22 protein-coding genes are annotated in these 26,526 nt (G+C 43.3%); 9 read left to right on the forward strand and 13 right to left on the reverse strand.

Going from position 1 to position 26,526, the window contains the following annotated elements; translation table 11 throughout:
* Positions 1-33: 33 nt before the first annotated feature.
* Positions 34-1,599, reverse strand: coding sequence for an arylsulfatase (locus JKJ11_RS18420; protein WP_006074758.1), 1,566 nt, complete (start codon positions 1,597-1,599; stop codon positions 34-36).
* 307 nt (positions 1,600-1,906) lie between these two features.
* On the opposite strand from JKJ11_RS18420, the gene JKJ11_RS18425 reads away from it, so the two are divergent.
* Both JKJ11_RS18425 and helD read left to right on the forward strand, forming a co-directional pair.
* Entirely contained in the window at positions 1,907-3,481 is a 1,575-nt protein-coding gene (locus JKJ11_RS18425) for an arylsulfatase (protein WP_420883079.1), read from the forward strand.
* A 207-nt stretch (positions 3,482-3,688) separates the two neighbouring features.
* A complete protein-coding gene (gene helD, locus JKJ11_RS18430; protein ID WP_252039719.1) occupies positions 3,689-5,758 on the forward strand; it encodes a DNA helicase IV in 2,070 nt (689 codons plus the stop codon).
* Between the two features lie 53 nt (positions 5,759-5,811).
* Here the strand turns inward: helD and JKJ11_RS18435 are convergent, their stop codons facing one another.
* Positions 5,812-7,557, reverse strand: a complete 1,746-nt coding sequence (locus JKJ11_RS18435; protein ID WP_124942021.1) for a methyl-accepting chemotaxis protein — start codon at positions 7,555-7,557, stop codon at positions 5,812-5,814.
* 269 nt (positions 7,558-7,826) lie between these two features.
* Here JKJ11_RS18435 and JKJ11_RS18440 point away from each other — a divergent pair, with 269 nt between their 5' ends.
* Complete coding sequence (locus tag JKJ11_RS18440) at positions 7,827-8,423, forward strand: beta-phosphoglucomutase family hydrolase (RefSeq protein ID WP_256200716.1); 597 nt, start codon at positions 7,827-7,829, stop codon at positions 8,421-8,423.
* A gap of 65 nt (positions 8,424-8,488) precedes the next feature.
* Here the strand turns inward: JKJ11_RS18440 and bamJ are convergent, their stop codons facing one another.
* Both bamJ and JKJ11_RS18450 read right to left on the reverse strand, forming a co-directional pair.
* Positions 8,489-8,962 (reverse strand): BamJ family beta-barrel-assembly machinery protein, encoded by a 474-nt coding sequence (gene bamJ / locus JKJ11_RS18445; protein ID WP_006074753.1) that lies wholly within the window; start codon positions 8,960-8,962, stop codon positions 8,489-8,491.
* 15 nt (positions 8,963-8,977) lie between these two features.
* Positions 8,978-9,604 (reverse strand): thioredoxin domain-containing protein, encoded by a 627-nt coding sequence (locus JKJ11_RS18450; protein ID WP_252039720.1) that lies wholly within the window; start codon positions 9,602-9,604, stop codon positions 8,978-8,980.
* Positions 9,605-9,793: 189 nt separating this feature from the next.
* Here JKJ11_RS18450 and JKJ11_RS18455 point away from each other — a divergent pair, with 189 nt between their 5' ends.
* Positions 9,794-10,420: an OmpA family protein gene (locus JKJ11_RS18455; protein ID WP_081836463.1), complete on the forward strand. Its 627-nt coding sequence runs from the start codon at positions 9,794-9,796 to the stop codon at positions 10,418-10,420.
* A 68-nt stretch (positions 10,421-10,488) separates the two neighbouring features.
* Here JKJ11_RS18455 and JKJ11_RS18460 read toward each other — a convergent pair whose 3' ends face one another.
* On the reverse strand, positions 10,489-12,237 hold the full coding sequence (locus JKJ11_RS18460) for a formate--tetrahydrofolate ligase (RefSeq protein WP_252039721.1): 1,749 nt from the start codon (positions 12,235-12,237) through the stop codon (positions 10,489-10,491).
* Between the two features lie 165 nt (positions 12,238-12,402).
* Entirely contained in the window at positions 12,403-13,707 is a 1,305-nt protein-coding gene (locus JKJ11_RS18465; protein WP_124942025.1) for an inosine/guanosine kinase, read from the reverse strand.
* 213 nt (positions 13,708-13,920) lie between these two features.
* Here JKJ11_RS18465 and JKJ11_RS18470 point away from each other — a divergent pair, with 213 nt between their 5' ends.
* The gene (locus tag JKJ11_RS18470; protein WP_124942026.1) at positions 13,921-14,868 is read left to right on the forward strand and encodes a sensor domain-containing diguanylate cyclase; all 948 of its coding nucleotides are present in this window, start codon (positions 13,921-13,923) and stop codon (positions 14,866-14,868) included.
* A 52-nt stretch (positions 14,869-14,920) separates the two neighbouring features.
* Here the strand turns inward: JKJ11_RS18470 and JKJ11_RS18475 are convergent, their stop codons facing one another.
* A complete protein-coding gene (locus tag JKJ11_RS18475) occupies positions 14,921-15,397 on the reverse strand; it encodes a CreA family protein (RefSeq protein ID WP_006074376.1) in 477 nt (158 codons plus the stop codon).
* 73 nt (positions 15,398-15,470) lie between these two features.
* On the opposite strand from JKJ11_RS18475, the gene JKJ11_RS18480 reads away from it, so the two are divergent.
* Entirely contained in the window at positions 15,471-15,971 is a 501-nt protein-coding gene (locus JKJ11_RS18480) for a hypothetical protein (RefSeq protein ID WP_038226690.1), read from the forward strand.
* A 124-nt stretch (positions 15,972-16,095) separates the two neighbouring features.
* A complete protein-coding gene (locus tag JKJ11_RS18485) occupies positions 16,096-16,755 on the forward strand; it encodes an HAD-IA family hydrolase (protein ID WP_006074374.1) in 660 nt (219 codons plus the stop codon).
* On the opposite strand, the gene JKJ11_RS18490 is transcribed toward JKJ11_RS18485, so the two are convergent.
* From JKJ11_RS18490 to JKJ11_RS18505, 4 genes are all read right to left on the reverse strand, one after another.
* Positions 16,730-16,942, reverse strand: coding sequence for a hypothetical protein (locus JKJ11_RS18490; protein WP_006074373.1), 213 nt, complete (start codon positions 16,940-16,942; stop codon positions 16,730-16,732). The two genes, JKJ11_RS18485 and JKJ11_RS18490, sit on opposite strands and share 26 nt — an antisense overlap.
* 300 nt (positions 16,943-17,242) lie before the next feature.
* Positions 17,243-17,689, reverse strand: coding sequence for an IS200/IS605 family transposase (gene tnpA, locus JKJ11_RS18495; RefSeq protein ID WP_252039722.1), 447 nt, complete (start codon positions 17,687-17,689; stop codon positions 17,243-17,245).
* Positions 17,690-17,867: 178 nt separating this feature from the next.
* On the reverse strand, positions 17,868-19,304 hold the full coding sequence (locus JKJ11_RS18500; RefSeq protein WP_252039723.1) for a methyl-accepting chemotaxis protein: 1,437 nt from the start codon (positions 19,302-19,304) through the stop codon (positions 17,868-17,870).
* 144 nt (positions 19,305-19,448) lie between these two features.
* Positions 19,449-20,687, reverse strand: coding sequence for an aromatic amino acid transport family protein (locus tag JKJ11_RS18505; RefSeq protein ID WP_252039724.1), 1,239 nt, complete (start codon positions 20,685-20,687; stop codon positions 19,449-19,451).
* Positions 20,688-21,264: 577 nt separating this feature from the next.
* Here JKJ11_RS18505 and JKJ11_RS18510 point away from each other — a divergent pair.
* The gene (locus tag JKJ11_RS18510) at positions 21,265-22,206 is read left to right on the forward strand and encodes an endonuclease/exonuclease/phosphatase family protein (RefSeq protein WP_252039725.1); all 942 of its coding nucleotides are present in this window, start codon (positions 21,265-21,267) and stop codon (positions 22,204-22,206) included.
* A 59-nt stretch (positions 22,207-22,265) separates the two neighbouring features.
* Here JKJ11_RS18510 and JKJ11_RS18515 read toward each other — a convergent pair whose 3' ends face one another.
* On the reverse strand, positions 22,266-22,832 hold the full coding sequence (locus JKJ11_RS18515) for a PhnA domain-containing protein (RefSeq protein WP_088878374.1): 567 nt from the start codon (positions 22,830-22,832) through the stop codon (positions 22,266-22,268).
* Between the two features lie 351 nt (positions 22,833-23,183).
* On the opposite strand from JKJ11_RS18515, the gene JKJ11_RS18520 reads away from it, so the two are divergent.
* The gene (locus tag JKJ11_RS18520; protein WP_252039726.1) at positions 23,184-25,598 is read left to right on the forward strand and encodes a beta-mannosidase; all 2,415 of its coding nucleotides are present in this window, start codon (positions 23,184-23,186) and stop codon (positions 25,596-25,598) included.
* Here the strand turns inward: JKJ11_RS18520 and JKJ11_RS18525 are convergent, their stop codons facing one another.
* The gene (locus JKJ11_RS18525; RefSeq protein ID WP_252039727.1) at positions 25,599-26,525 is read right to left on the reverse strand and encodes a hydroxymethylglutaryl-CoA lyase; all 927 of its coding nucleotides are present in this window, start codon (positions 26,523-26,525) and stop codon (positions 25,599-25,601) included.
* Between the last annotated feature and the right edge of the window lies 1 nt (position 26,526).

The raw sequence follows: 26,526 nt of genomic DNA on the forward strand, positions 1-26,526 counted from the left end.
GCTGGTCTTTTTTATGAAAAGAATCTGAGGTGATTACTTCATTTGTTGTACTTGTTTTTGAAGCTGGTCAAGTTGCTTCATTTTGCCTTGAAGACCTAGAGACTGGTAGTCAATCGAAGCAGGGTTCATCATCTGGCCTTGCTGCATTGGGTAGTTAGGCAGAGTTTGGAAGAATTCGCCAAGTACGTCTTGAATTGGAACGAATAGCCACATGTTGTCTGCCATCCAACGTAGGTACATGCCAGATTCGTGTGGTGCTTTCTCAAATGGGTCAGCACGTAGGTGAATGATCTTCGGCCAGTTAGGAGAGAAACGTACCGCGTCAGTGATGTTACCTTCTAACGTTGCGAAGTGTAGTTTCCAGTCATTCCAACGAACCGCATTCAATTCGCCGTTTGCTGTGAAGTAAAGTAGAGACTCACGTGGTGCCTTGTCAGTTTTACCTTCAAAGAATGGCTTGAAGTTGTAGCCATCAATATGTACGCGCCAGTCTTTACCGTTTGCTTTGTAGCCTTTAGCTAACTTTTCTTTCACATCAGGAACACCTGCTGCAGCAAGAAGCGTTGGTAGCCAGTCTTGGTGAGCCATCATCTCGTTGATCTTAGTACCTGGTTCAATTACGCCAGGCCAACGGACAAGTTGAGGAACGCGCATACCGCCTTCCCAAGTTGTGCCTTTTTCACCGTGGAATGGTGTCGCACCGCCATCAGGCCAGCTAACTGTTTCAGCACCGTTATCAGTAGAGTAGATAACAATCGTGTTGTCAGCGATGTTTAGCTCGTCCAGTTTGTCTAGCAGGATACCAACTTGGTCATCGTGCTCTAGCATGCCGTCGGCATAAATAGAGATACCAGATTTACCTTGATACTTCTCTTGCAGACGAGTCCAAACGTGCATACGTGTGGTGTTGTGCCAGATGAAGAATGGTTTATCAGCTTTTACTGCCTTTTCCATAAACGCGAGAGACGTTTCTAGGAACTCTTCATCAGCATGTTCCATACGCTTACGCGTCATAGGACCAGTATCTTCGATTTTGCCATCAGCAAAAGACTTGATTACACCACGAGGGCCATAGTTCTTACGGAACTCTGGATCTTTAGGGTAGTAGTAAGTTTCTGGTTCTTCTTCAGCATTTAGGTGGTAAAGGTTACCAAAGAACTCATCGAAACCATGATTAGTTGGCAAGTGTTGGTCTTGGTCACCTAAGTGGTTTTTACCAAACTGTGCCGTCATGTAGCCTTGCTCTTTGAGTAGATCAGCAGTGGTTGGAGCCCAGTCTGGAATACCGTGTGTTGAACCTGGCATACCAATTGTTAATAGACCAGTACGGAAAGGTTCTTGACCAGTAATGAAGGCTGCGCGACCTGCTGTACAAGATTGCTGACCATAATGGTCAGTGAAAAGTGCACCTTCGTTAGCGATACGGTCGATATTTGGAGTTTCATACCCCATCATGCCTTGGTTATACGCGCTAATGTTCCAATAACCAACATCGTCGCCGAAAATCGCAAGGATATTCGGTTTATCTGCTGCAACTGCAACTGAAGATGTAGCAATAAGCCCAACGCCCATTGCAATCTTACTTAAGTGGTTTGCCATTCTAGACTCCATCGTCTTTTACTCATTGATTTTGCAGTAAACACCCAGTGAGGTGCTTATTTGCCTCGCACTCTATTTGAGGTCAGAGATGGTGTCGTCTTATAAACACTATAAAAAAAAGTTATAACTGGTAAATATTCTTATCTAAATCATAAGGTTGAGTTCCAATGGGGTGGTCACTTACAACTTTAGTGCTATGTGAGATTAATCAAAAAATCTGGCTAATGTTTATTAATCTATTAATAGTGAAAATTGCCTTAGATTTTTGGCGCTTATGAGTGTTTGCGACTATACGTTAATGGGCAGGATGCGACCAACTAACGTAGAGGTTTACATGACAACACACAGAAGGTTTAAGCGGAGCTTAGCAGTTTTGGCTACCGCGTTATTTGGTATATCAGCCAGTGCATATGCGGAAGATAAGCCCAACATCTTGGTGATATGGGGGGATGACATTGGTCAGTCCAATGTTAGTGCATATACATTTGGTCTTATGGGGTATAAAACGCCTAATATTGATTCCATTGCGAAAGAAGGCATGATGTTCACCGACTACTACGGCGAGCAATCTTGTACGGCAGGACGTTCGACATTTATAACCGGTCAAAGTGTATTGCGCACAGGTTTAAGTAAAGTGGGTCTACCGGGGGCTGACCTTGGGTTACAAGCGGAAGATGCAACCATTGCGGAGCTTCTAAAGCCTCATGGTTATATGACAGGGCAATTTGGTAAAAACCACCTTGGCGACAAAGATGAGTTTTTACCTACCAATCACGGCTTTGACGAGTTCTTTGGTAACCTTTACCACCTAAATGCTGAGGAAGAACCTGAAAATATCGACTATCCGAAAGACCCCGAATTCCGTAAACAATTTGGACCTCGAGGGGTTATCAAATCTTATGCCGACGGCAAAATTGAAGATACTGGCCCTTTAACTCGTAAGCGTATGGAAACCGTGGATGAAGAGACTCTTTCCGCGGCTCTAGACTTTATGGATCGCGCGGTAGCGGCCAAGAAACCTTTCTTCGTATGGTGGAATGCGACACGCATGCATTTCCGTACTCATGTGAAAGATGAAAACCTCGGTAAATCAGGCATTAGTTTTTATGCTGACGGGATGATTGAGCACGACAACCAAGTAGGCGAACTCCTTAAAAAAGTCGATGAGTTGGGAATCGAAGACAACACAATTGTCTTTTACTCAACGGATAACGGTCCGCACATGAATACGTGGCCAGATGCGGGTCTTACTCCTTTCCGAGGTGAGAAAAACACTAACTGGGAAGGAGCGTATCGTGTCCCTGCGATGGTGAAATGGCCGGGTAAAATCGAAGCGGGCTCGGTCTCCAACAATATTATGCATCACATGGATTGGTTGCCTACGTTGTTAGCAGCGGCTGGTGAGCCTGATGTAAAAGAGAAACTTCTTAAGGGGCACAAAGCCGGTGACAAGACCTTTAAAGTTCACCTTGATGGTTACAACTTCCTTCCTTACTTAACAGGTGAAAGTGAAGAGTCACCGCGTGCGGAGATTTTCTACTTCTCAGACGATGGTGATTTAACCGCACTGCGTTATAACAACTGGAAAGTCGTATTTATGGAGCAGAGGGTAGAGGGGACGTTGCAAATATGGGCAGAACCTTTCGTGACACTCCGCGTGCCAAAAATCTTTAACTTGAGAATGGACCCTTATGAAGTCGCTGATGTTACCTCCAATACTTACTATGACTGGATGTTGGATCGTGTTTACTTGTTAGTTCCGGCTCAAGTCTATGTAGGGAAGTTCTTAGAGACCTTTAAAGAATTCCCGCCAAGGCAAAAAGCAGCAAGCTTTAACTTGGATGAGGTTATGGACAAACTTCAGACCCCGACGAATAAGTAGTTAATCTGTGTCCGGAAAGCGCCCTAAGTATTGGGCGCTTTTTTGTGCATGTTCGTAATGAAAAGCACTCTGTCTGTTAGAGAATAATAGGAAATCGTAATTCGAGTTTGGATTCCTTTTCGCAGATTTTACATAAAGTTATCTGGAAATCATTGGCTGATACAGTAGACTAGTGAGAGATTTGCTGATTAGAACCCTTAGAACAACATGCTGCTAACTGCCTCCCCAACCGCTGAGTTATTTACTCAACACGAATTTCGCTCTCTTGAACTTAATGGCGATAGCCTTGTGCTGCACTCGGTGCGCGCCGAGGTTCGAATTCCGTTTAGTGAATGGTCGGGAAAATTAAGTGTTAAGCGAGGGTTAGTATGGTCATCCGTGTCGGTGTTTGCGCACGAAGAGAATGGCAAACAGGTATGCTGGGTGGTTCAGGGGGTACCTTGGAGAGAAGCGCAGGACTTTGCCAAACATGCTGTGAGTTGTTACCAGCAATGGCACCATAAACAATGCGGTTTGCTGAATACCTATCTACCGAAATGGGAAGATGAGTTACGACGCTTGCGTTCTCTGCCACAATTTTTGCCTCAATCACAAATGGTGTCATGGGCGGATGAAGTAAACTCCGAGTTTCTTGAAATCAACATGTCACTTTCTGAAGCGATGCGCACAATGCCAAAGCGAATCAACAACCTCATTCCATGGTTGGATGATACAGCGACAGTGCTAGCAGAACGAAACCAAACATGGTTGGAAAATGAGCGTGAGAATTGGCAAGTATTATTTTCGCAATCTGAGTCATCTCCACTTAATTACTCACAACAAATGGCGGTTCTGCATAACAATGATCAAAATTTGATCCTTGCCGGAGCAGGTTCAGGTAAAACGAGTGTGCTGATGGCGCGTGTGTCCTATCTGCTCCAAAGTCATCTCGCACAGGCTGACCAGATACTATTGGTGGCGTTTGGTCGGGACGCTGCTAATGAAATGAAGCAACGTCTTGAGAAAAAGCTGGGGCAAACGGCTGACGCTATTTCGGTGCTGACCTTCCATCAATTAGGACTGAAGATACTCAAAGAAACTGAGAATCAACCACCTCAATTAACGCCATTAGCGACTGAGCAAACACAAAAAACGGCCTGGTGCATTGACTGGCTGAAGAAGCATTGGATGACACCAACCAACTTCAAACGTTGGCAAAAACACTTATCTAAATGGCCTATTGCCTACTTAAAAGGAGATGAGGAGCTTGGCAGTCAAAGTGAAAACCCTAAGCTCATCGCGTGGCTAGAACAGCAACTAGACCAATTGATTTCTGCTGGATTATCGAAGAAAGCGATTCAAGAGAAGATCATAGACGAAGAAGAGTATGCGCGGCTTAATAGTGAGTTGGCGCTATGTTGGCCTTGTTATCAAGCGTGGCAAAAGATGCTCAAAGAGAATGAGCAAATTGACTTTACCTCGATGATTACTAAAGCGACTAAACATGTTTCTGCTTCGCGCTTTAAATCGAACTGGAAGTTTGTCATGGTCGACGAGTATCAGGATATTTCCCCTGATCGTTTAGAGTTGGTTCAAGCCCTTTGTGAACAAAAGCTTCAAGATGGTACCAATGCAACACTCTATGCTGTGGGCGATGATTGGCAGTCCATCTATCAGTTTACTGGATCTGATGTGGATTTGACGACAGGCTTTGAACAGCGATTCCCTAACGCCTCTATCCACTTGTTAGATACGACTTATCGTTTTAATGACAAGTTGTTGGTAGTGGCGTCTGACTTCATTCAAGCCAATCCGACACAACTGACTAAAGATATTAAGAGCCACAAATCCGCTAAGCAAAAGGCAGTGATTGTGGAGCAGGGCAGCCATGTAGAGAAAATTCTTGAGGAACTTAATAGCAAGTCCAAACAAGGTAAATCAGTGTTGCTGTTAGGACGTAACCACTATCATAAACCGGAATTGTTTGGTGATTGGTGTAAGCAGTTTGCAAACTTGTCGTTGGAGTTTATGACCTGTCACTCTAGTAAAGGCAAAGAGGCGGATTACGTTATTGTGATAGGCGCTGATGAGGGACAATTCCCAGCGAAAAGGAAGTTCGTTCACCTAAATAATGCCCTGACCATAGGCACAGATACTTATGAACACGCTGAAGAGCGGCGCTTGTTCTATGTTGCATTAACAAGAGCAAAAAACAAAGTGTGGGTGACGTATCAATCCTCACCATCGATATTTGTACGTGAACTTATGGAGCACGAACAAGTGCTTGTTAAAAAGTAATGGAATACAAAAAGGCCACATTTTGACGTGGCCTTTGTCTTAGTTACCGTTCCCTAAATCTTAAAGATTGAAATGGCACTGTCCATTTTGGTGGTTTGGCTAGACACGTTTTTCACTTCATCTAAGCAGTTACGTGCATTCGACATGTTGTCATTAGAAATTTCATTAAGCTCTGTGATGGATTCGCCTACCTGACCCATTACTATGCCTTGCTCTTCAATCGCCGCGGCAATTTGATCGGAGTTGGTCTGAATTTCAGCCATGTCCTCAGAGATTTGCTGTAGTGCGCTATCAAGCTTCGCAGAGGCAGACAATGTTTCTGCTCCTTGAGCGTTGCATTGCTCTATGTCGGTAACCACCGTTGTCATTTGAGCCTGAATCGCACTGACGAGGTTGGTGATCTCTTCCGTTGATTGATGTGTTCGGCTAGCCAAGGCACGAACTTCGTCTGCGACCACTGCGAATCCACGTCCTTGTTCGCCAGCGCGAGCTGCTTCAATAGCTGCGTTTAGTGCTAATAAATTAGTTTGCTCCGCGATATCTTGGATAATATGAACCGCTCCGCCAATTTTGCCAACATGCTCATTCAAGGAACGGATTTCATTGTTACTTTCCGCTAGTACGGAAGAAAGGGACTCGATATTACCGACAGTGTTTTCAACAAATGCGCGGCTGTTTTGAGAGTTGTCCGCTGCTTTGTTTACCACATCAGCGGCGTTGTGAGTAGTTTGTGCAATTTCGTCAATGGTGGTTACCATTTGCTGAACCGCCGTTGCCATTGAGTTAGTGTGGTCACTTTGACTATGGAATTGATGAATCACATTCTCCAATTCATCTTCCATATTGGTACTGCTGCTTCTAAGCTCTGAAGACTGCTTCTGTGTGTTGCCAACTAATGAAGCAAAGTTATCCAGCAATGAATTGACGGCTTTACCAATCGAGGCTATCTCATCGTTGCCTTTAACTGATACTCTTTTGGTTAGGTCATTGTGTTCAGCAATATCCGAGATAGTAGACTGCAAGCGGTTTACATTAAGGTTGATTGCTCTGACTATGTAAGTGATGAGAGCGGCAATGACAACAAGTAATAGAACAGAAATGGTCCATTTTGCGGTCATGATGGTTTGGATCTTGTCATCAAGTACACGGTTTAATTGAGCATTAAAATCCTCAAAATCTGTTTCAATCTTATGAGAATTGCTGCGAGTTAGCCCAAGCAAACCTTGGTCGTAGGCAAAGCCAATGACTTCACGTTGCTTAAGGACATTTTGACCAACAGTATTAAGTGATGGGTTGTTGGTTGGTTTCACGGTCGCAACATTGCCAAACATAACGTCATCGTGGTATTGCAATAATTCATGAGTGATGTCTCGCTCAAGCTCTTGATGGAATACTTCAAGAAATTGCTTAGACAGACCCTGTGAAAGGTTTAGACCAAGTACAACGTAACCATTTACTAGTTTTGTGAAGGCTTGTTCGTACGCTGCAAGCTCCGCTGATAGTTGATTTGGAAGAGAGACACCTGCGTTGGCAAGGGTGAGTTGAAGTTCATTCTGTTGATTACGGAAATGTTCAGCGTTGACTCTGAACTTTGCTAGGTACTTTTCGTCTTTACGTAATAAAAAATCTTTTTCATTTCTACGAAGATTCAACAAAGTGACTTCAAGTTGACTCAGTTTAGTGAGAGCATTGGTAAGGTTATCTGTAGTCTTCGCAAAGTAGCTACTAGACATTAACATTGAGGCGATAGCCAATACGGATATTGACCCTAAAAGTAGAAGTTGGTGCTTGATCTTCATTATCAACCTTTTCATATTCGCGAGAAAGATATTGCCAGCAATTGGATTGGCAATATGAATATGTGTGCTTAAATATTTCTGAGCGCGGAATGTATCAACTTGTTGATTTCTAGTCACTTATAAAAGTTTTTCTAAACTCAAAAATGGAAAGACTACACAAAACTAAGCCGTTTTTTTATTATTTACTATTGTATCGGTAAGCGTACGCCGTTCTTTAGTAATAAATTTGTAATGTTAATGCCCTTAATGAACCACAAGAGGTTAACCAGTTGTTAGATTTAGAGTTGTATGATGGAATTATCTTCGATATGGATGGCACGTTGTTGGATACCATGCCAAACCATGTCTTAGCGTGGGAAATGACGGCAACGAAATTCGATTTTCCATTTGATCGCCATTGGCTGCATTCTCTGGGAGGTATGCCAAGTGTCAAGATCGCGGGTGAGGTGTCAAAGCGTTATGGTATCGAATTGGATCCGAAACAAGTGTCGATATTTAAGATGAATGCTTTTGCACAATTGCCACTAACAGGTAAGCCAATAGCACACACTTATGAAGTGTTTCAGCAATATAAAGGCACCAAACCCATGTCGATAGGTACAGGGAGCCAACGTGACTCTGCTTTGAAGCTATTGACGCACGCTGGAGTTTTGAATGACTTAGACTGTGTAGTGTCGGCAACCGATGTTGAGAGTCACAAACCTAATCCAGAAACGTTCTTGTTAGCGGCTAAGAATATGGGTGTAGACGCTAAGAAGTGTGTAGTTTTTGAAGACACTCAATTAGGCCTTCAAGCTGCGCATGCTGGTGGAATGGACTGTTATTTGGTTACTGAGTCAGGCTTTGAATTTCATCCGGTACAGTGACCTTTTCGATAGAGAACGAAACAAAAAGAGCACCTTATAGGTGCTCTTTTTGTTTATAGTTTTGATTATTGAATTTCAATCAATTCAACATCAAAAATCAATACTGCCGACGGAGGGATAGGGCCAGTACCTTTCTTGCCATAACCCAATGTACTTGGGATGTACAAGCGATATTTGTCACCTTCAGACATGTGTTGAAGACCTTCTTGCCATCCTTTGATAACTTGGTTCAGCCCGAAGCTAATTGGTGTACCACGGTCAACTGAACTATCAAACACAGTACCGTCGATAAGCGTGCCGTGATAATGCACTTTAACTTTGCTTTTAGGACCTGGTTTTTCAGTATTGCCACTAGTTTCAAGCACTTCATATTGTAAGCCGCTCTCGGTAGTAATAATGCCTTCTTTCTTAGCGTTTTCAAGAAGGAATGCTTGGCCTTGCTGAAAGTTCTCCTCACCAGCTTTGCTGTTGGTCCAAGTTCGATAGATCATGAATGCCGCTAATAGCAGAACAATGAGAGGGATTAAGACTTTAGACACAGTAATTCCTTATTGTTATTTTGTTTTTAGGTAGTTGATGGTTTCAGCGATTTCATTAATGTCTTGGTGACCCGATAGCATCACCTCGTATTTACCATTAACGATAAACGTTGGAACTGCATTAATTTGCGCTTTAGTCGATACGGTTTCTGCGGTTTGAATGTAATTAAACAGCTCTTTTTGCTGCGCTTCGCTCAGGTTGTATGGGCTAACCATTCCACGAGATTCAAAGATTCGATCCAATTCAACTTTCTTTGCGCTGCCATCCATATCTGGGTTTTGAACGAGTGCAAATAGCTCGTCTTTCATGTCAGCAGGAACGACGTTGTTTTCTGATTGCATGACGGCAGAGTAGAACAACATACCAGCGATTTGTGCGCTTTCATTAAACATCACATGGACTTTACCAAGTTTACTGTCAGTCAATGACTCTAACTCAGGGAGCATTGGTTCAAGGTTACGACAGTGACCACAGCCTAGAGAGAATACTTCGGTAACTTGAGGTAAGCGCAGTGTGCTCAGGTTGGCATCAAGTGTGCGATATTGCTTGCCCTCAACGGGTGTTGTATCAGAGTCACTACAAGCCGAAACAACAAGAGCCAAGGCCATCACGGATAAAGTTTTAGTAAGAGTTTTAAACATGTTTGAGCTTCTATATGAAAATAACTCACAGAGTTTAACGTTTATTTAAGTCTGCTTACAAGCAATTCAGCTCGTCAAATCGTTACAAAGCGAAACCTAAATTCCGTCAGTTTTTTTATGTTTCGCTATAAAGTTTCTGTATTAATCGCCGATAGTTAACAGCGTATAAAGGAATAATTGGAGAGTGACATGTTTACGTTGAAACAAGCAGGGATGGTATTGGCTGCCTCCTTACTAGCGGGATGTAGTGCCGTGTCATCGACAACAAGTAAACTATTTCCAGACATGCTGCAAACGGCTCCGAAGTCAGAGTTTGATGTGATGCATCCAGAATGGGCGGATGCGCCAAAAATCGCCTCAACCAGCGTTCAAGGACCTTATGGGCAAATGCGCACCGAGTCTTGGAATGTTCTTGAGCGCTACTTGGTCAACAATGGTCTCGACTATGAGTTAGTTCCTGGTGACTATGTCATGATCCGTTTAAAGCAAAAAATCCACTTTAATACTGGCTCTGCACATGTAGCTAGCACCTCTGCACAATGGCTTCAACAACTGGCGAGCTTCTTATCTGGCCAGCAAGGGATTGATGTTGTAATCGGGGGACATACAGATAATACCGGAACTGTGGCAATCAACGATAAGCTATCTGACAAACGTGCTGAGTCCGTTCGCCAAACCTTGATCAGTCAACGAGTACCTAGGCAGATGATCTATACGCGTGGTTATGGCGAAAATGTTCCAGAGTGCACGAACCAAACACAATATGGGAAGGCTTGTAATAGGCGAGTCGAATTGACCTTGATAGTAGCGCAGTAGATAGTTAATAGATTAAAAAAAAGCGACGTTGTAACGTCGCTTTTTTATAGCTAAATCAGATAAGTAGATTAACTTAGTCCAATGATGTTGCCTTCGTCATCAAGATCAAGAGACATAAAGGCTGGTTTGTCTGGTAAGCCTGGCATCGTCATTACATTGCCGCAAAGTGCATAGATAAAACCAGCACCAGCACACAAACGCAGTTCACGTATTACAACATCAAAGTCTTTTGGTGCGCCCTTGATACTGCCATCGGTGGTGATAGACAGAGGGGTCTTAGCAAGACATACGGCGAGGTGATTGAAGCCATGTTTTTCATATAGTTCAAGCTGCTTTTGCGCTTGATAAGACAGAGTGACTCGAGCGGCACCGTAACCACCTTCACATACGGCCATTAGTTTAGATTCAATGGATTGATCGAGTGTGTAAAGTGGTTTGAAGTTCGCTTCGTTCTCACAGGCCGCTATAACCTGCTGTGCGAGTTCTTTAGTGCCTTCGCCACCTTTTGCGAATCCTTCACTAATTGCTACTCGGCAATCTTGTTCAAGCGCTTCAATCCAAGATTTTAGAAGGTTAAGTTCCTCGTCACTATCTTGAGGGAAGCGGTTAATAGCGACGACCGCTGGTACACCATATTTAGCTACGTTGTTGATATGCCATTTCAAGTTCTCGAACCCAGCTTGCAGGGCGTTCGAGTCGTTACCGTAGATAGAGTCTGGAATAGGCGTACCTGGTTTGAGGTCATAGAGTCCAGAGTTCGCTTTTAAGCCACGAAGTGTCGCCACGATCACAGCACAGTCAGGTTTTTTATCTGTTGCAGAGGCTTTGATATTACACGCTTTTTCAAAACCCATATCAGAACCAAAACCACCTTCAGTGATCGTATAGCGGCTCAACTTTGTCGCAATGCTATCGGCGATAATGGATGAGTTACCATGAGCGATATTGGCAAAAGGACCCGCATGGATAAGCGTTGGAACCCCTTCAAGAGTCTGCATTAAGGTTGGCTCAATGGCTTCTTTCATACTAACAGCCATAGCACCTGCAACCTGAAGATCTTCGGTGGTAATTGGCTCACCATCTAAAGAGTAAGCCACGACAATGCGGCCGATACGTGAACGCAGATCTTTTAAGTCTTTCGATAGTGCTAAAATCGCCATCAGCTCTGAGGCTGCGGAGATATCAAATCCGTCTTCACGTTCATAACCATTAATGGTTTTGTTCACCTCGTTTTGGCCAACTGTCACCATGCGAAGTGCTCGGTCATTGTGGTCAACTACGCGTTTCCAGACGACATTCTTGATATCAATTTTTAATGCTTTAAGCCCAGTACGAGATTCGAACGCTTCATAACCTTGGCGTTGTTCGTGGTAAATACGAGCGTCAATTGCGGCAGCAGCAAGGTTGTGAGCGGCGGTAACCGCGTGAATATCGCCCGTCAGGTGAAGGTTCAATTCTTCCATCGGTGCAACTTGAGAGTAACCACCACCTGCAGCGCCACCTTTCACACCGAAAATTGGACCCATTGACGGCTGACGAATACACGCCATGACCGATTGACCAAGCTTTTTCAGGCCTTGTGATAAACCAATTGTTGTCACGGTTTTGCCTTCACCTAGTGGTGTAGGAGTGATGGCAGTGACGACAACAAGCTTGCCATCAATATTGTCTTTGAGTCGGTTTACCGCGTTTAAGGATACTTTTGCCTTGTGAAAACCTTGAGGATGAAACTCAGAGTCGAGTAGTCCAGATTGCTTAGCAATCTCAGAAATAGGGGAAAGAGACGTCGTACGACAGATATCAATATCAGATAGCATTAACGGTCCTTAAAAGCCACAAAATTATTGAGGAAAACGTTTGCGTCAGGATAATACTGGTTAAAAATCCTTTGTAAAGTTAAATATTCAGCAATCTGTTCTATTTTTAATCACTCTTTATTTAGTTGATTGTTTTGAAAACAAAAAGAGGCCGAAGCCTCTTTTTTATCGATCCCAGTATGCTTCTTCCAAGCTGTCTTCTCGCTCTGGTAAAGAGCGGGTGAGTCGTGGCGAGTGCTGTGTTAGGACTTCGTAACTCACTCGGTTCGCATACTTACAAATTTGTGAAAGAGAAGAGTAGGTTAAGCAAGGTGCAACATGTTTATCTGACTCTGGAACATTCTGGCAATGAAAGTCATTGGCTGTCATGTCGTGAAGTAGAGCCGAAAGAGCACCATCACCTGCGCCGTTGGTGTTCTTAATTTCCAGTGGGCCACCTAAATATGGGCCAATATGAGAGTAGACTTTCTGCGGGTCTGCACAATCCGCTTTACGCATTGCTCGGCTAAATTCAAATTTGTTGAACTCATCGATTTCGCCTTCAAGAATATCGTGCGTCGTTTCACGGAGTGCAACATTGTCGCAATAACCGGCCATATATAGGCCGTCAGGACCAGCTGTACACAATACCAAATCAACCCAGTCTAACGCTTTGTCGGCGGCAAGTAGTGGGTCGGAGAATCCAGTGAGTGCTTCACCTTCTTCTTCATTCATAGCAACGATAGTGACATTGTCTTTAATGTAATCCTGCCAGAACTTTTCGTTGCCTTCGATAACCCACTTAGTTCCTAACGTTAACACCACGGGTACCGATTTAGATTTTGCGATCTCAATTGCACGTGCAACCGCTTTAGGCATCGGATCTTCTGGCTTACCACGCATTAGATAAGAAGAAACAACCAAAGCTGAAGCCTTGTTAAACACAGACTCTGGAATACTCTCTGGCTTAAGTTGGTTCATTTCACCTTCGTTGATCGCAAATGTTCGTTCACCATCGTCGGTGATTAGCGTGTAGCAACGGCCAATTGGACCATCAACAGTTTGTAAATGGTTCAGGTTCATGCGTGAAGACGTTCGGCATAGATAACGGTAACCGTACGAACCTACTTCAATGTTCTTTGACATAACGCCCAGTAAAACAGATTTGCTATCTGCCAAAACTGAATAGTTGTGTAGCGTGTTACCAATAGTATCACCTGGGAATTGGTGAGTAATTAGTCCTTCAGCAACCAGTTCTTCATAAAGCGCGTCTGCTTTACTTTCTTCAAGTACCAGAGAGTGACCTTTACTTAGGTCGTATTTAGCAAGAAAAGCATCGTCAACTCGTGCTTCGATATCAACGATCGTTTGACCAACACCAATAATAGTCGGTCGGAATAGCTTTGGAGCTGACTGAGCTTGGCTAACAGACAGATCTTTCTTGCTAGTTGGGAAATAGTGTTTTGACTTACGTTGTCCAGGGAATCTCATAGTAAACGCTGATGGAACGAAATTTGGCGGCATGATATCACAATGACTTCAATAATGTTTCATAAAATTGCAGCGTTTGTGTGATTTTGACCATATGCAGAAAGGGGTGAAATCCAATCTTTAATCAGACTGTTAACCAATGCATAACCATAGTCTTGACATGGTTTATCAGCCGACTAACCTAAGACTAGTTACAATGACACGGATTGCATATTGAATATTTCAAGCCTAAGCCCAGAGAAAATTCAAGAAGTGCTTGATCGCATGGATTGTTATTTCTTTATTAAAGACAAAAACGGATGTTACACCTACGTCAATGAAGCGGTATGTCAATTGTTTGCTCGTGCTAGAGAAGAGATTATCGGTGCTGATGACAATCAGTTTTTCTCGATAGAGCAGGCAAGTGACCTTATCAAAAATGATGTGTCGGTTCTGAATGGAAAAACGGTTTCAAACGTTGAAGTGAACACGTTGAAATCGGGTGAGGTTAAGCACTACCAAAATATGAAGTCACCCATTTTCAACAGCCATAATGAGGTGGTCGGAATATTTGGGTTAGCGATTGATATTTCAAAGACCGTGGCGCGCCACAATGAACTTGAGTTCCTCGCTATTCGGGATGTACTAACCGGCTTGTATAATCGTCGATTTCTTGAACTCCAATTAAAGCATGAGATCGCATCGTTTAAACGACATGGCCATGACATGTCCTGTTTAATGTTGGATGTGGATGGATTTAAATCCATTAACGACCGATTTGGGCATAGTATTGGAGATTACGTTCTCCAGTCGATAGGGAAGACCCTGTTAGGGACGGTGCGAGAAGAGGATTTTTGTTTTCGGTTTGGTGGAGATGAGTTCACTATTTTACTTCCAAAAACCTCGCTGCCGGATGCTTATAGATTGGCTGAAAGAGTACGTGAATCGGTAGCAAGTAAAACCCTCTATTCGAGCACTGGTCATCCGTTCAAGATCAAGATAAGTCTTGGGGTCGCATCTCTGCAAAAAGGATTGGAAGATCAACTGTTGGCATTGGCAGATAAAGCCTTAATGGAAGTAAAGCTCAACGCTAAAGGGAAGAATACCAGTTACGTGTTTTGTGACCATTTAGATTCCGTCACAAGCTGTAATGGTTGTATACAAGCGGGTCAATGTAAATAATGACTATTGGCGGAAGCGGGTACTTCTAATTATTAAAGTACCCGCTTATGTTTTATTGGGCTACTTCAGTGGCCGGCTCAACATAGGCAGCAGTATTCCATAGTGGAACAGTTGAGAGACTGTGCTTAAAGCTACCTGACGTTTCTTTGGTAGAGTATGAAAGATACATAAGCGTTTGGTTATCTTTGTCATAGATGCGACGTACTTTCATGCTCTTAAAGAAAATACTCTTAGATTTCTTGAAGACCACTTCACCTGACTTCGACTTATCGATTTGCGCGATCATTTCTGGTGTTATCTCACCAGTTTGTCGACATGAGATAGAGCTATCACTTGGATCAGATAGGCTTAAGTCAGCTTCAATGCTGGCAATATGGCAAGTAACACCGGTAACAATAGGATCGGTTAGAGTATTGAGTTTGATATCTTTTAATGTGAACATACCCAGCGATACATCACCTACCTCTTTATCACCACAACCGTATAAGGCTAGTGTCAGGGCAGGGACCAGCAAGAGCTTTTTAAACATAGAGAGCATTCCTTTTTATTAACGCTTTTGTATACCATAACCAAGGTTACTCGAAAAATCGAACAGGATTATTATGAAAGATGTCGCAGAACGACTTTATACCAACAAAAATCAATGGCTAGCGAGCCAGATAGACGTTGATTTCCCAACACCTGAAAGCGTACAGGGAAGGGAACTGTATCAGGAGTCGTTGTCGAGCAACTACTTAGAGTCGCTTAAGGTGGACTCTGAAAGCGATTTGAACATCGAGTGGCACAAGGTTGATTTTCATAGATTAACAGTCATGTTTGCTCTATTGCAGGCGAAAAGGTGGGCGGTTGAACACCATCAGAATGCGATAGTGGAATTTTTCGCACAAATTATTTTAGACCAGTCGCATGACCTATATCTGGGCTTTGAGGGTGGCGAAGCTTGTGCCGCGGTGTTAGTGAGTAAAGAAGACACCGTTGTTCTTTTCTCGGACTTAGTTACCTGTCATAGCGCACAGGATTTAAGCCCGGAGCCCATTATAGCGTCTCTAATACAAACCTTAGATATTGCAAAAGAATCTGACCTTTGGATTGAAAAACGGTGATCTGCTTGGAAGTTTCGATCATCAAGTAAAACAATATATAAAAACTCACGCCTAGCCCCACATATTGATCAGGGAAGTATATTAATATTTTACGAAAAATAAGTGTTGTAAGGCTTGGTGTTTGATGTCAAAAGTAAAATGTGTGTTGTTTGATTGTGATGGAACACTGGTCGATAGTGAAAGATTGTGTTGTGAGGCGATAGTTGCCACGTTTGAGCAGGTAGGGGTAACGCTAAGTATAGAAGCGGTATCGGATAACTTTTCGGGCGGCAAGATAGCGGACGTTCTATCTTCCGCTCAATCGTTGGCACAAAGTCATGTTTCGCTGGATTTACTAGAACCTATTTATCGTAATGAAACTCAACGCTTGTTTGAGCAGAAGCTTAGACCTATGGAAGGAGCATTGGAGCTGCTCTCTCACTTGGACCAACAAGGCATTGAATATTGTGTTGTTACCAACAGTCCACTTTCTAAAGCCCAAAAGATGCTCTCTATTGTTGGCTTGAGTGATAAATTCAGAGGTAAAGTCATTTCTGCTTTTGATGCCAACAGTTGGAAGCCTGAACCCGATTTGCTTCAATACTCAGTAACCATGATGGGTTTTCTACCGGATGAGTGCGTTTATATTGACGATACATCGAAAGGCGTCAAAATGGGCATAGCAGCGGGTATTAGAACCGTACACTTTGCCACCAGCTGTGACTACGAACAGAAAAATGCAACCTGTTTGACATCAATGAAACAGGTCATTGAACACATTAATGAACAGAACAGTTTAGCGTAAAAGGTTTGATTGACGTGGCATTGAACTTTTGTTGGTAGCTACGAGTTGTTTGCTTCGTCAATTCTGTGGTGTAGTAGCCACATTCCGCACACAAGAACGTTTCGTTATCTTCAGACAACAGGCCTTCATCTGCTCCGCACTCGGGACATAGTCCTGTATATGGTTCTTGTGATTTGCTATGTGACATATCTCTCCTAACTACTCGAAGTTACCTTGACCCTCCTAATAGTAATACGAGCTCAAATATCTAGTGTGGAAAACTGCTCGATTTCACGCGCTAATGCGACTTATGTCACTAACAGTCATTATTGGTCGCTATTTGTACAGATGAGATATTGGTTCAACGAATGAATATGCGTGTTGATGTGTAATTTAATATGCATCTAGGTTTGTATTTGGTGTTTCTTTGTATATTGAAAATAAGCCAGTAAATAATCCACCTGCTGAGCAGGTGGCTTTGAATGGCCCCCTAAAAGGGGGCTAACTTTTAGTTACTCAACCCCAGATGCATCTGACGCTCATCTTCTTCCTTTCCAACACGATCTTGATGCCTGACATATCTTCGGATTATTTCCTCGTTCATTCCTACCGAATCAACAAAATAACCACGCTGCCAAAACTTATTGCCCCATAACTTCTGCTTTCTTAGATACGGAAATTTGTTGAACAACCTTATCGCTGTCCGTCCTTTTACAAATCCCATATACTTTGAAATACTCAAACTTGGTGGCATTCTCACAACCAAGTGGACGTGATCTACTTGAACGTTCAACTCTACAACCTTGCAGTTTTTCATGTTGCTGTAGATGTAGATACTTCGGTACAGCTCTTTGCCCAAGTTACCCTTGAGTATTTTGAGGCGGTACTTGGGCGTCCAAACTATATGGTACTGGCACCTGTAATATACGTGCGAAGCGGATTCATATCTGCTCATGTTCTTTTTGTCCTTGATTTGCTGGTTACAAACTTGGATATCTTGAACATGAGCGTCCTTCGGGCAAAGCCCTAATGGACGATCACCACCTTCCTAGAAGGTGGTTTAGGATTAGAAAACAAAAAAGCCAGCTATGCTGGCTTTCTAATTTGAAATACTGCTTTATGAGCAGAGCACGTTAAGTGCGGTAACGAGTCAGTACTTCTCCCAGTGTAATCGTCGCTTTAGTCAGGTTTGATACGCCCACTTCGCTTTGTTCCGCTACTTCGCGAATGGTACCGGACTGAACTCGAATATCACTGAGCTCTGCTGCGATTTCAGCAGCCACCGCGCTTTGTTCCGCCGCTGATGTAGAAATTTGAGTACTCATGTCCATTACTGCGCGAGATGAGTCGGCGATAGAATTGACGTCATGTCCAATCTCCGAAATCAGTGCGCTACTGGATTCGGCTTGTTCTACCGTTTGTTGAGTAATGGCGGCAATATTTTGGCTTTCAGATTGAAGCTTTTCAATCATAGCTTGAATCTCGACCGTGGCTGTCTGAGTACGACCAGCTAACGTGCGAACCTCATCTGCGACGACTGCGAAACCTCGGCCTTGTTCACCCGCTCTTGCAGCTTCAATAGCTGCGTTTAACGCTAATAGGTTAGTCTGTTCAGAGATTGCATTGATGGTGGTAATTACTTCATTAATTTGGGTCGTATTATCCGTCAAAGCCGCTACAGAATGTGAAGCTTCTTCGATAAACGCAGACAATTGATTGATATCACCAATAGCTTGTTGAACGCGTTGATAGCTGAGCTCAACTTGCTTGGTATCTTCTTCCGCTTGTTCATTTGACTGACGAGAAATGTTCGACACTTCTTGAGCGGAAGCCGTCATCTGTTCCATAGCGGTAGCAACTGAGTCAAGTGACGCATATTGATTGTTGATTTGGTTGTTACTTTTCGCCATTTCCTCTTGAAAAGAAGAGGCTGTTTCTTCCAGGCTGGTTGCAGATGACTTAACGGTGGTGACTAGCTCAGTTAAAGTGTCCATAGCGCGGTCCAATGCCACACCTATGGTTCCAAACTCATCGCGGCCAGCGACAAAATTAAGACGAGAGGTTAGGTCGCCGTCGGCAATTTTTTGAGTGGTAGAGTAAAGAGTAAATAGTGCACCACCGAGGAAAGTGGCCAACCAATAGCTAAAGATAGAAAAAGGCAGTAGCCAGAGATAAGTGAGAGCAAGAGTGGTAAGTGCTTGAGACTTGGCGTTGTCTATTTGTATAGAAGCTGAAGTGGTTAGGCTGTAATTTTTGCCATCCAACCCGCGAGCTGTTGCTGTTACCTGACCGCTATTGATCGAAGATGCTTGGCTTGTGGATTCTATAACGTTGAAGTTTTTCAAAATGCTTGAGTTACCCGTTGCTGAACTTACTTCTAAATAACTAGATAGCCTGGCTTCAGCACTAGCGATTGCTTGTTGCTCTGCATTTGAGATGCTGTCTTGATAACGACTGACCGCAGAAAAGGTAAGTGCGGCGAAAAATAGGGCAAATAGTACCCACATCTTGTCATTAATCGACATCTTGATGAACAAGGCGTCGATCTTTCTAAATTTCACTTCTCTCATGATAACTCCGGGAGTGATATTGTTATTTGAATAGACTGATAAAATTAAAGGCCCTCATTGAGGACCTTCAATCTTGGTATGATATCGACATTTTATGAAATACATTTAGCTGCATTCATTTTAAATGTGATAACGATCACTTAACTAGCCAAGTGCAGGGAGGATCTTAAATGATACAAGTAACTGAGAACCAACAATAATCACACCGATCAACATCGAGGAATAAAGTGCAATGTGTCCGCCAGCGACTTGATAGCCAGTTTCACTTGTAAACTGTTTACGTGTTTTGGCCACCATGATGGTTGGTAGGAAGATAGCCAGTACAGCAAGTGCTATCGCTGCATAACCTAGTGCCATGATGAAACCTTGTGGATAGAACAAAGCAAAACATAGCGGTGGAAGGAATGTCACTAGCGCAGCAATTGCGCGTTGAGAGAATGACAGGCCTTCTGTTTGCTTGGTGCCATTTTGTTTTGAAGTGAACTTGCTGCCCAAATCTCTTAAGTATTCAAAAAGACCTAAGCTCACACCCAAGAATGATGTTACTAGGGCTAAATCAGCGAATACACCGATAATAGTAGCGAGCTTCTCGACATGGACTGCTTCCGCCAATAAGCCAATTAGGTTAGACAAACCAGAGTTTTCAATCAGTGTACTTTGTTGTACCACGCCTAAGGTAACAATTTGCCAGAAAATATAAATAACAAGGGGTAAGCTAGAGCCAATAACAATTGCTTTTTTCAGCGCTTTTGTGTCGCCTTCGAGGTAGTTCACAATCGCAGGAATGCTGCCGTGGAAACCAAAAGAAGTAAAAATGACTGGGATAGAAGCGACAATGAGACCTTGCTGAACAGGCATACTCATCAGGTAGCCTTGGGTGACATTAGGAGCTAGTAGAAATAGAACACTGCCCATTGCGATCAGTTTCAGCGTAAAGAGTACTCGATTGAGTTTATCTACCGCATGAGTACCAATGGTAACTGTTAACGCGACTAAAACGGTAAAAAGAAGAGTGGCCGCGGTTCCTGGCAAACGAATACCAAAAAGCATATCTAAACGGTCAGCGAACTGGCCACCGCCACCCGCGATATAGGCCGCACAAAGTGCATAGAACAAAAATAGCATGGCGAAACTCGCGATGTATTTGCCTTTTTTCCCTAGTACTTGTTTAGCTAGTGTGTGTAATGTCGCGGAATGATCGGCGTACTGGTGAAGTTCTACCATCAACAGAGCGGTATAAGCCATTAAGGCCCATAAGGCGAACATGAGTACTAAAGAAGTACCAAAACCAATACCAGCAGAGGCTATTGGAAGGGCGAGCATACCAGCACCAATGGTTGTACCGGCAATAATAAGTGTGCTTCCGAGAACTTTTGATTTCATTGTACAGTCTACTTTACAGCTTGTAGGTTACTTTGCATTATCGTTTTAACGAAGACTCAAATTTGAGTCATTAATGCTGAATTTTCGAGAAGTATGCAGTGTAATAATCCAAATAACAAGCATAATGTAAACATAAATTTATCTAGTGTAAATTTTGGTTTACAGTGAGCGTTGGAGTAGGAGATTTATTGGCTCCGCAATCGTTTAACAATGAGTTGTATCAAAATAAATGTCGATTTCTCTTGGGTTTCTTACTTTTGTCATATACGTTAGGTAAAACTCTATGACGAGTGTTCAAGCGATTTGTAGTTAGCGGCCTAGTGTTTAGGGCTATGAATACAAAGGCGCTTGTTCTAAAACAGGATGACATTATGGAAACACAAACAAACGAAGAAGCACTTGAATGGCTTGATGCTATGGAGATCGGCTTCGAATTACCTGACTGCGAAGAATTGTCGCAAACGGAAGACTAATCAACATTACTACATGCAAACCAGCTCGTACCAATTAACTGTGTGAGCACATAGACTTAAAGCCGCTACACTGAATATATGAATTCGGTTGGAGATGAGATGGTTTGCAACGATTACTACTACTCTGCATTATTCTATTCCCCATACTTTCGGGGTGTTATCTCTACTATTTTGACCTGAACTGGCAGCTGGAAAATCTGGCCGCATTTATTGTCTTCATTCCCGCGTGTTATCTTATCTTCACGATTGTTCTGATTATTATTAAACAGACGTCAGCAGCAATGATGGCTGCGGTGTTGTCGGTTATCTCATTGGTTCTATTCGGAACGACGCCACAGTTTATTACTTCTGATGGTTGTGATGAGAATTACGTCAGTGTGATGCAATACAACACCTATTATGACAATCAACAGCTTGGGAACTTTATTGATTTTGTTCGTGAGCGACGCCCAGATATTTTGGTATTACAAGAAGTGTCCCCGCAACATGGGGAACAGCTTAAACTGTTGAAAGACCTTTATCCTTATCAATATGGTGGGCAGAGGCGAGTCGGTTATCCAAGTGGTCAAATGATACTTAGCCGCGCACCGTTGTATGGTATGAATACCACCACCTCGATATCGGGGCACAACATTATTCAAGTGGTTTGGAGAGCATCTAGCGAACGAGATTTGTTTTTGATAGCTGCCCATCCGCCATCACCGCGATCGGTACTCCTCTGGCGTGAAAGAAATGAGGTGATTGAAGATGTTGTTGATATGGCGCAAGCGTCGCCGTTAGATGTGACTATTGTGGTCGGGGACTTTAATTTGGCGAGTACGACAAAGCGATTCAATAAAATACTACCAAGCTTTGATAAGCAACCCGTTGCCAGTTGGCCTAAATTCATTAAACGTTTGTCGATACCTTTTGTGCCTGTAGTTGCAATAGATCATTTTTGGATTCGGCGTGTTGGTGATTCGCAAAATACTATTTGCTTTCGAGAGAGTTTAAAACAGATTCAAGGGTCGGACCATGTTCCGGTCGAAACACGTTTTAAGTTATAGGGGAGCAACAAAAAAGCGACCCTAAGGTCGCTCTTTCGTTCATTATAAATTGAACATCTTTATTTCTTGCGGCAGTATTCTGCAATCACATACATGGCTTGGCCGTTTGCTTTGCCTTGAACGTGTTTAGGGTCGTCTGCGTTAACGCTAATGCCACGAATCACAGTACCTTGTTTGATAACTTGAGAAGAACCTTTGATTGGCAGGTCTTTAATAACCGTTACGTCGTCACCTTTTTTAAGTTCTACGCCGTTGACATCACGTGGCTTTTCAATGTTTTCATCTAGGCCAAGTTCTGCCCATTTGGCTACTTCTTCTTCTAGATACATCATATCAACAAGATCTTGAGCCCAGCCTTCAGCAGAAAGACGTTTAAGTTGACGCCAAGCCATAACCTGAACAGGAGCAACTTGACTCCACATGCTGTCGTTTAGGCAGCGCCAGTGGTTAACATCCATTGTTTCTGGGTTTTCAATTTGGTCTGTGCAAGTGTCACAAAGCATAATCGCGTGATCAACCGTGATTTGGGTATGTGGAGCCACCGCGAAAGGCTTAAGTGCTGTTTCAGCACCACATAGTTCACATTTGTTTTCGCAGCGTTCAAGCATAGTTGCTTCAATAGACATACTTATACCTTTTATTTGGTGAGACGGGCCTAAGCCTCCGTCCGAATAGTTATGTGGTACTTACTTTGAGTATCACCGGTTTGATAGCCGCGCATTATACATGGTTTTAGCCAAAAGTGTGATCGGGAGCGACTAAAACCGCACGATAGACTTTTTGGGCTGTAAGAATATTCTCACTGAGTGAGATTAAAATGCGCATCAAAGCAAGGTTTGGGTATGAGTTCAAACTTTTGTTACTCCACAAATAAACAGTTCACATAACCCATTTGTTTCACTAGATAACTATATAGTTTAAGAGTAAATATAAAACTATATAGTTATTTTAAGTCTGAAGCATATTAGGGAAAGTGTATGACGAGAATAAATCTGAACGGTGATTGGCTGTTAACAAGTAAACAAAAACCGGAAGTTGAAGTAACAATGCAAGTACCAGGCGATAATTACTCTGCTCTACTTAAAGCCGGTGTGATTAACGACCCATATTGGGGTTGTAACGAGCAAGAGGCTCAGTGGGTTCGGGATTGTGAGTGGCAAATTAGTCGCGCCTTTGAATTGAGTCAGCAGCAGTTATCCTCTGAGCAGTTACTCTTGTGCTTGTCTCGCCTAGATACGGTAGCGAAGCTTGTCATCAACGGAACAGAAGTCGACACTTTTTCCAATATGTTTGTCTCGCGTAGGATAGATATCAAGCCATATGTTCAGCTTGGCATTAACACCATTTGTATCACTTTTACGCCAGCCCATCTTGAAGCTAAAAATAGATCGATATCATTACCTTTCCCAATACCGTCTTCGATGGGAAGCAATAACCAAATTCCTCATATGAACTTGCTCCGTAAAACCCAGTGCCACTCGGGTTGGGATTGGGGAATTTGCCTAGTTGTTTCCGGCATCTATGACGATGTCTTCATCAGCGTGGTTAACGAAGCTAGCTTAGATCGCGTATCAACGGAGCAAATCTGGAAAGAGGACGGCTCAGTTGAAGTTGTGGTACAGGTTTACCACCAAGCTGTTTCTGGCGTAGAGATATCGATTGGATTTGATGAAATTGAAACGCGAGTTAAAAGCTCAGACGGCGAGGTGACGTCAGTGAGTTTTACCATTGAGACTCCCAAACTCTGGTGGCCAGCGGGATATGGTGAGCAGCCACTGTATGATTTAAACGTCACAATGGACGGTCAAACAATAAACAAACGCCTTGGTTTGCGTAAGCTAGAGCTTAACAATGCAGAAGATGACATTGGCTCTGCGATGGAATTTCGTATTAACGATTTTCCTATTACAGCGCGCGGTGCGAACTGGATTCCTATGGATGCCATGCCTGCGCGAGAAAGCAAAACTCGTTATGAGTCCTTATTGGGTGATGCGGTCGCCGCTAACATGAATATGATTCGAGTTTGGGGTGGCGGCCAGTATGAAGCCGATATCTTCTATCAAACATGTGATGAGTTAGGTTTGCTAGTATGGCAAGACCTCATGTTTGCCTGTTCGCTTTATCCATCCACTCAGACATTCATTGACGATGTAGAACCCGAAGTACGCTACCAAGTTCAGCGGTTAAAAGACCACGCCTGTATTGCCTTGTGGTGTGGTGATAACGAAGTAATAGGTGCATTAAATTGGTATGAAGAATCGAGAAACAGCAGAGATCGCTATGTCGTAAATTATGACCGATTAAATCGTAAACTCGCCGATTTTGTCACTCAAGAAGATCCATCACGAAAGTTTTGGTCTTCGTCTCCTTGTAACGGAGAACTCGATTATGGCGATTCATGGCACGATGACGCTCGAGGTGATATGCACTTTTGGGAAGTGTGGCATTCTGGTGCGTCGTTTAATGCTTACCATAATATTAAACCCCGATTTTGTTCGGAGTTTGGCTTTCAGTCGTGGCCTTCATTATCAGAAGTAAAAACCTTTGTACCGCAAGAAGATTGGAACGTAACCTCACCTACATTTGAAGGACACCAAAAGAATGCCTCTGGTAATAGCATTATTACCGAGATGTTTACCAGATATTTTCGCTTTCCAGCTAGCTTTGAGCAGATGCTGTATTTAAGCCAAGTACAGCAATCCATTGCGATTAAAACCGGTTGTGAGTACTGGCGCTCTATATCACCGATTTGCCGAGGCATGTTGTACTGGCAGTTAAATGATAACTGGCCAGTAAGCTCTTGGTCGAGTATTGAATACAGCGGTCGTTGGAAACAACTTCATTATCATGCCAAACGTGTATTTGCTCCTACCTATGTGCCGTTTGTTGAGACTGATGATGCCTTGACATTGAGGCTGGTTAACAACCGAAGAACTCAAGAGAAGGTCACTGGTGAAGTGGTGTGGATGAGTTGGAATGGTGAATCACTTGGCAACTGGAATTTGAACCTTGATATCGCACCGGATGAAAACCAAGAAGTTTGGTCGTTGAACAAATCGCAGTGGCAGACGAGAGCTGACCAGGGTTTCTTCTTTGTCCGCTTCGAATCTCAAGGTGAGGGGAGTCAGAATACATGGTTTGCCAAACCGGAAGTGAAACAGTTGGCCATTAACAAAGCGAAAATCCAAGTGGAGATCGACGGAAGTACGATAATATTAACCTCCGATAAACCAGCGTTTTTCGTTCATTTGGAGCACGACGGTTCTGGGCGATTTAGTGATTCCAGTTTTACTTTGTTGCCTAATGAGCCTTATCAGGTTAACTATATTGGTGAGGAGTTAGAGACACTGCTATCGACGCTACGTGTTTATGACTTAAGCAATAGCTACTAATTAACGTTGACCTTGCTTCGCCCTTAGAGCCAGTGACACTTTTGATGCTGGCTCTTTGTTCAGTGCGTTACAGATTGTCCAACCAGCTTGGGCGACAGACTCAAGGTCTACACCTGTTGCGATTCCCAACTCATGGCAGAGATAGAGCACGTCCTCAGTTGCCACATTTCCAGACGCTCCATCGGCGTAAGGGCATCCCCCAAGTCCGGCGACGCTGCTGTCTATGGTTTGAATACCCATTAGTAGCGCTTGATAAAGATTGGCAAGCGACTGTCCGTACGTATCGTGAAAATGAACGGCCAATTGCGATGTGGGGACATTCTCCAAGATAGCTTCTAACACCCTAGCTATTCTCAGTGGTGTTCCTGTACCGATGGTGTCGCCTAGTGACACCTGATAACAACCTAACTCTATTAGGGTGTCACTGATCGCTGCCACTTGCTCAGGCGTGGTTTTACCTTCATAGGGGCAATCAACGATGCACGAGAGGTAGCCACGAACTCTTAAATTGTGTTGATGAGCAGCTTCAATGACGGGAATGAACCGTCGAATGCTTTCTCCAATTGAGCAATGGATGTTTCGTTGAGTAAAAGACTCAGAGCAGGAAGTAAATACGGCCACTTCGTCAGCACCTGCTGAGATAGCCGCTTCTAAGCCTTGTAAATTAGGCGTTAGTGTGGAGTAGGTGACGTTTTCCTTCTTCGTTATTTGTTGAAAAACCTCCGATGAATCCGCCATTTGAGGAATACGTTTTGCCGCCACAAACGCTCCTGACTCAATATGTGTTAGTCCAGCGGCTGTCAGTTGATTGATTAGGTTCACTTTGTGTGACGTGTCTACGTTGTTTTCGTTCTGTAATCCATCTCGCGGACCTACTTCAACAATATTAACGTGACTAGGAAGGACAGGATTAGTAAGGGTAGCCATT

This window comes from Vibrio sp. SCSIO 43133, from assembly GCF_023716845.1.
In the GTDB taxonomy this organism is placed as follows: Bacteria; Pseudomonadota; Gammaproteobacteria; order Enterobacterales; family Vibrionaceae; genus Vibrio; species Vibrio mediterranei.

What these genes read in the sequence shown, in the direction of transcription:
- JKJ11_RS18420 (WP_006074758.1), bottom strand. Translation starts at nt 1,599, where the DNA reads ATGGCAAACCACTTAAGTAAGATTGCAATGGGCGTTGGGCTTATTGCT.
- JKJ11_RS18425 (WP_420883079.1), top strand. Translation starts at nt 1,907, where the DNA reads ATGCGACCAACTAACGTAGAGGTTTACATGACAACACACAGAAGGTTT.
- helD (WP_252039719.1), top strand. Translation starts at nt 3,689, where the DNA reads ATGCTGCTAACTGCCTCCCCAACCGCTGAGTTATTTACTCAACACGAA.
- JKJ11_RS18435 (WP_124942021.1), bottom strand. Translation starts at nt 7,557, where the DNA reads ATGAAGATCAAGCACCAACTTCTACTTTTAGGGTCAATATCCGTATTG.
- JKJ11_RS18450 (WP_252039720.1), bottom strand. Translation starts at nt 9,604, where the DNA reads ATGTTTAAAACTCTTACTAAAACTTTATCCGTGATGGCCTTGGCTCTT.
- JKJ11_RS18455 (WP_081836463.1), top strand. Translation starts at nt 9,794, where the DNA reads ATGTTTACGTTGAAACAAGCAGGGATGGTATTGGCTGCCTCCTTACTA.
- JKJ11_RS18460 (WP_252039721.1), bottom strand. Translation starts at nt 12,237, where the DNA reads ATGCTATCTGATATTGATATCTGTCGTACGACGTCTCTTTCCCCTATT.
- JKJ11_RS18465 (WP_124942025.1), bottom strand. Translation starts at nt 13,707, where the DNA reads ATGAGATTCCCTGGACAACGTAAGTCAAAACACTATTTCCCAACTAGC.
- JKJ11_RS18475 (WP_006074376.1), bottom strand. Translation starts at nt 15,397, where the DNA reads ATGTTTAAAAAGCTCTTGCTGGTCCCTGCCCTGACACTAGCCTTATAC.
- JKJ11_RS18480 (WP_038226690.1), top strand. Translation starts at nt 15,471, where the DNA reads ATGAAAGATGTCGCAGAACGACTTTATACCAACAAAAATCAATGGCTA.
- JKJ11_RS18485 (WP_006074374.1), top strand. Translation starts at nt 16,096, where the DNA reads ATGTCAAAAGTAAAATGTGTGTTGTTTGATTGTGATGGAACACTGGTC.
- JKJ11_RS18490 (WP_006074373.1), bottom strand. Translation starts at nt 16,942, where the DNA reads ATGTCACATAGCAAATCACAAGAACCATATACAGGACTATGTCCCGAG.
- tnpA (WP_252039722.1), bottom strand. Translation starts at nt 17,689, where the DNA reads ATGAGCAGATATGAATCCGCTTCGCACGTATATTACAGGTGCCAGTAC.
- JKJ11_RS18500 (WP_252039723.1), bottom strand. Translation starts at nt 19,304, where the DNA reads ATGAGAGAAGTGAAATTTAGAAAGATCGACGCCTTGTTCATCAAGATG.
- JKJ11_RS18505 (WP_252039724.1), bottom strand. Translation starts at nt 20,687, where the DNA reads ATGAAATCAAAAGTTCTCGGAAGCACACTTATTATTGCCGGTACAACC.
- JKJ11_RS18515 (WP_088878374.1), bottom strand. Translation starts at nt 22,832, where the DNA reads ATGTCTATTGAAGCAACTATGCTTGAACGCTGCGAAAACAAATGTGAA.
- JKJ11_RS18520 (WP_252039726.1), top strand. Translation starts at nt 23,184, where the DNA reads ATGACGAGAATAAATCTGAACGGTGATTGGCTGTTAACAAGTAAACAA.
- JKJ11_RS18525 (WP_252039727.1), bottom strand. Translation starts at nt 26,525, where the DNA reads ATGGCTACCCTTACTAATCCTGTCCTTCCTAGTCACGTTAATATTGTT.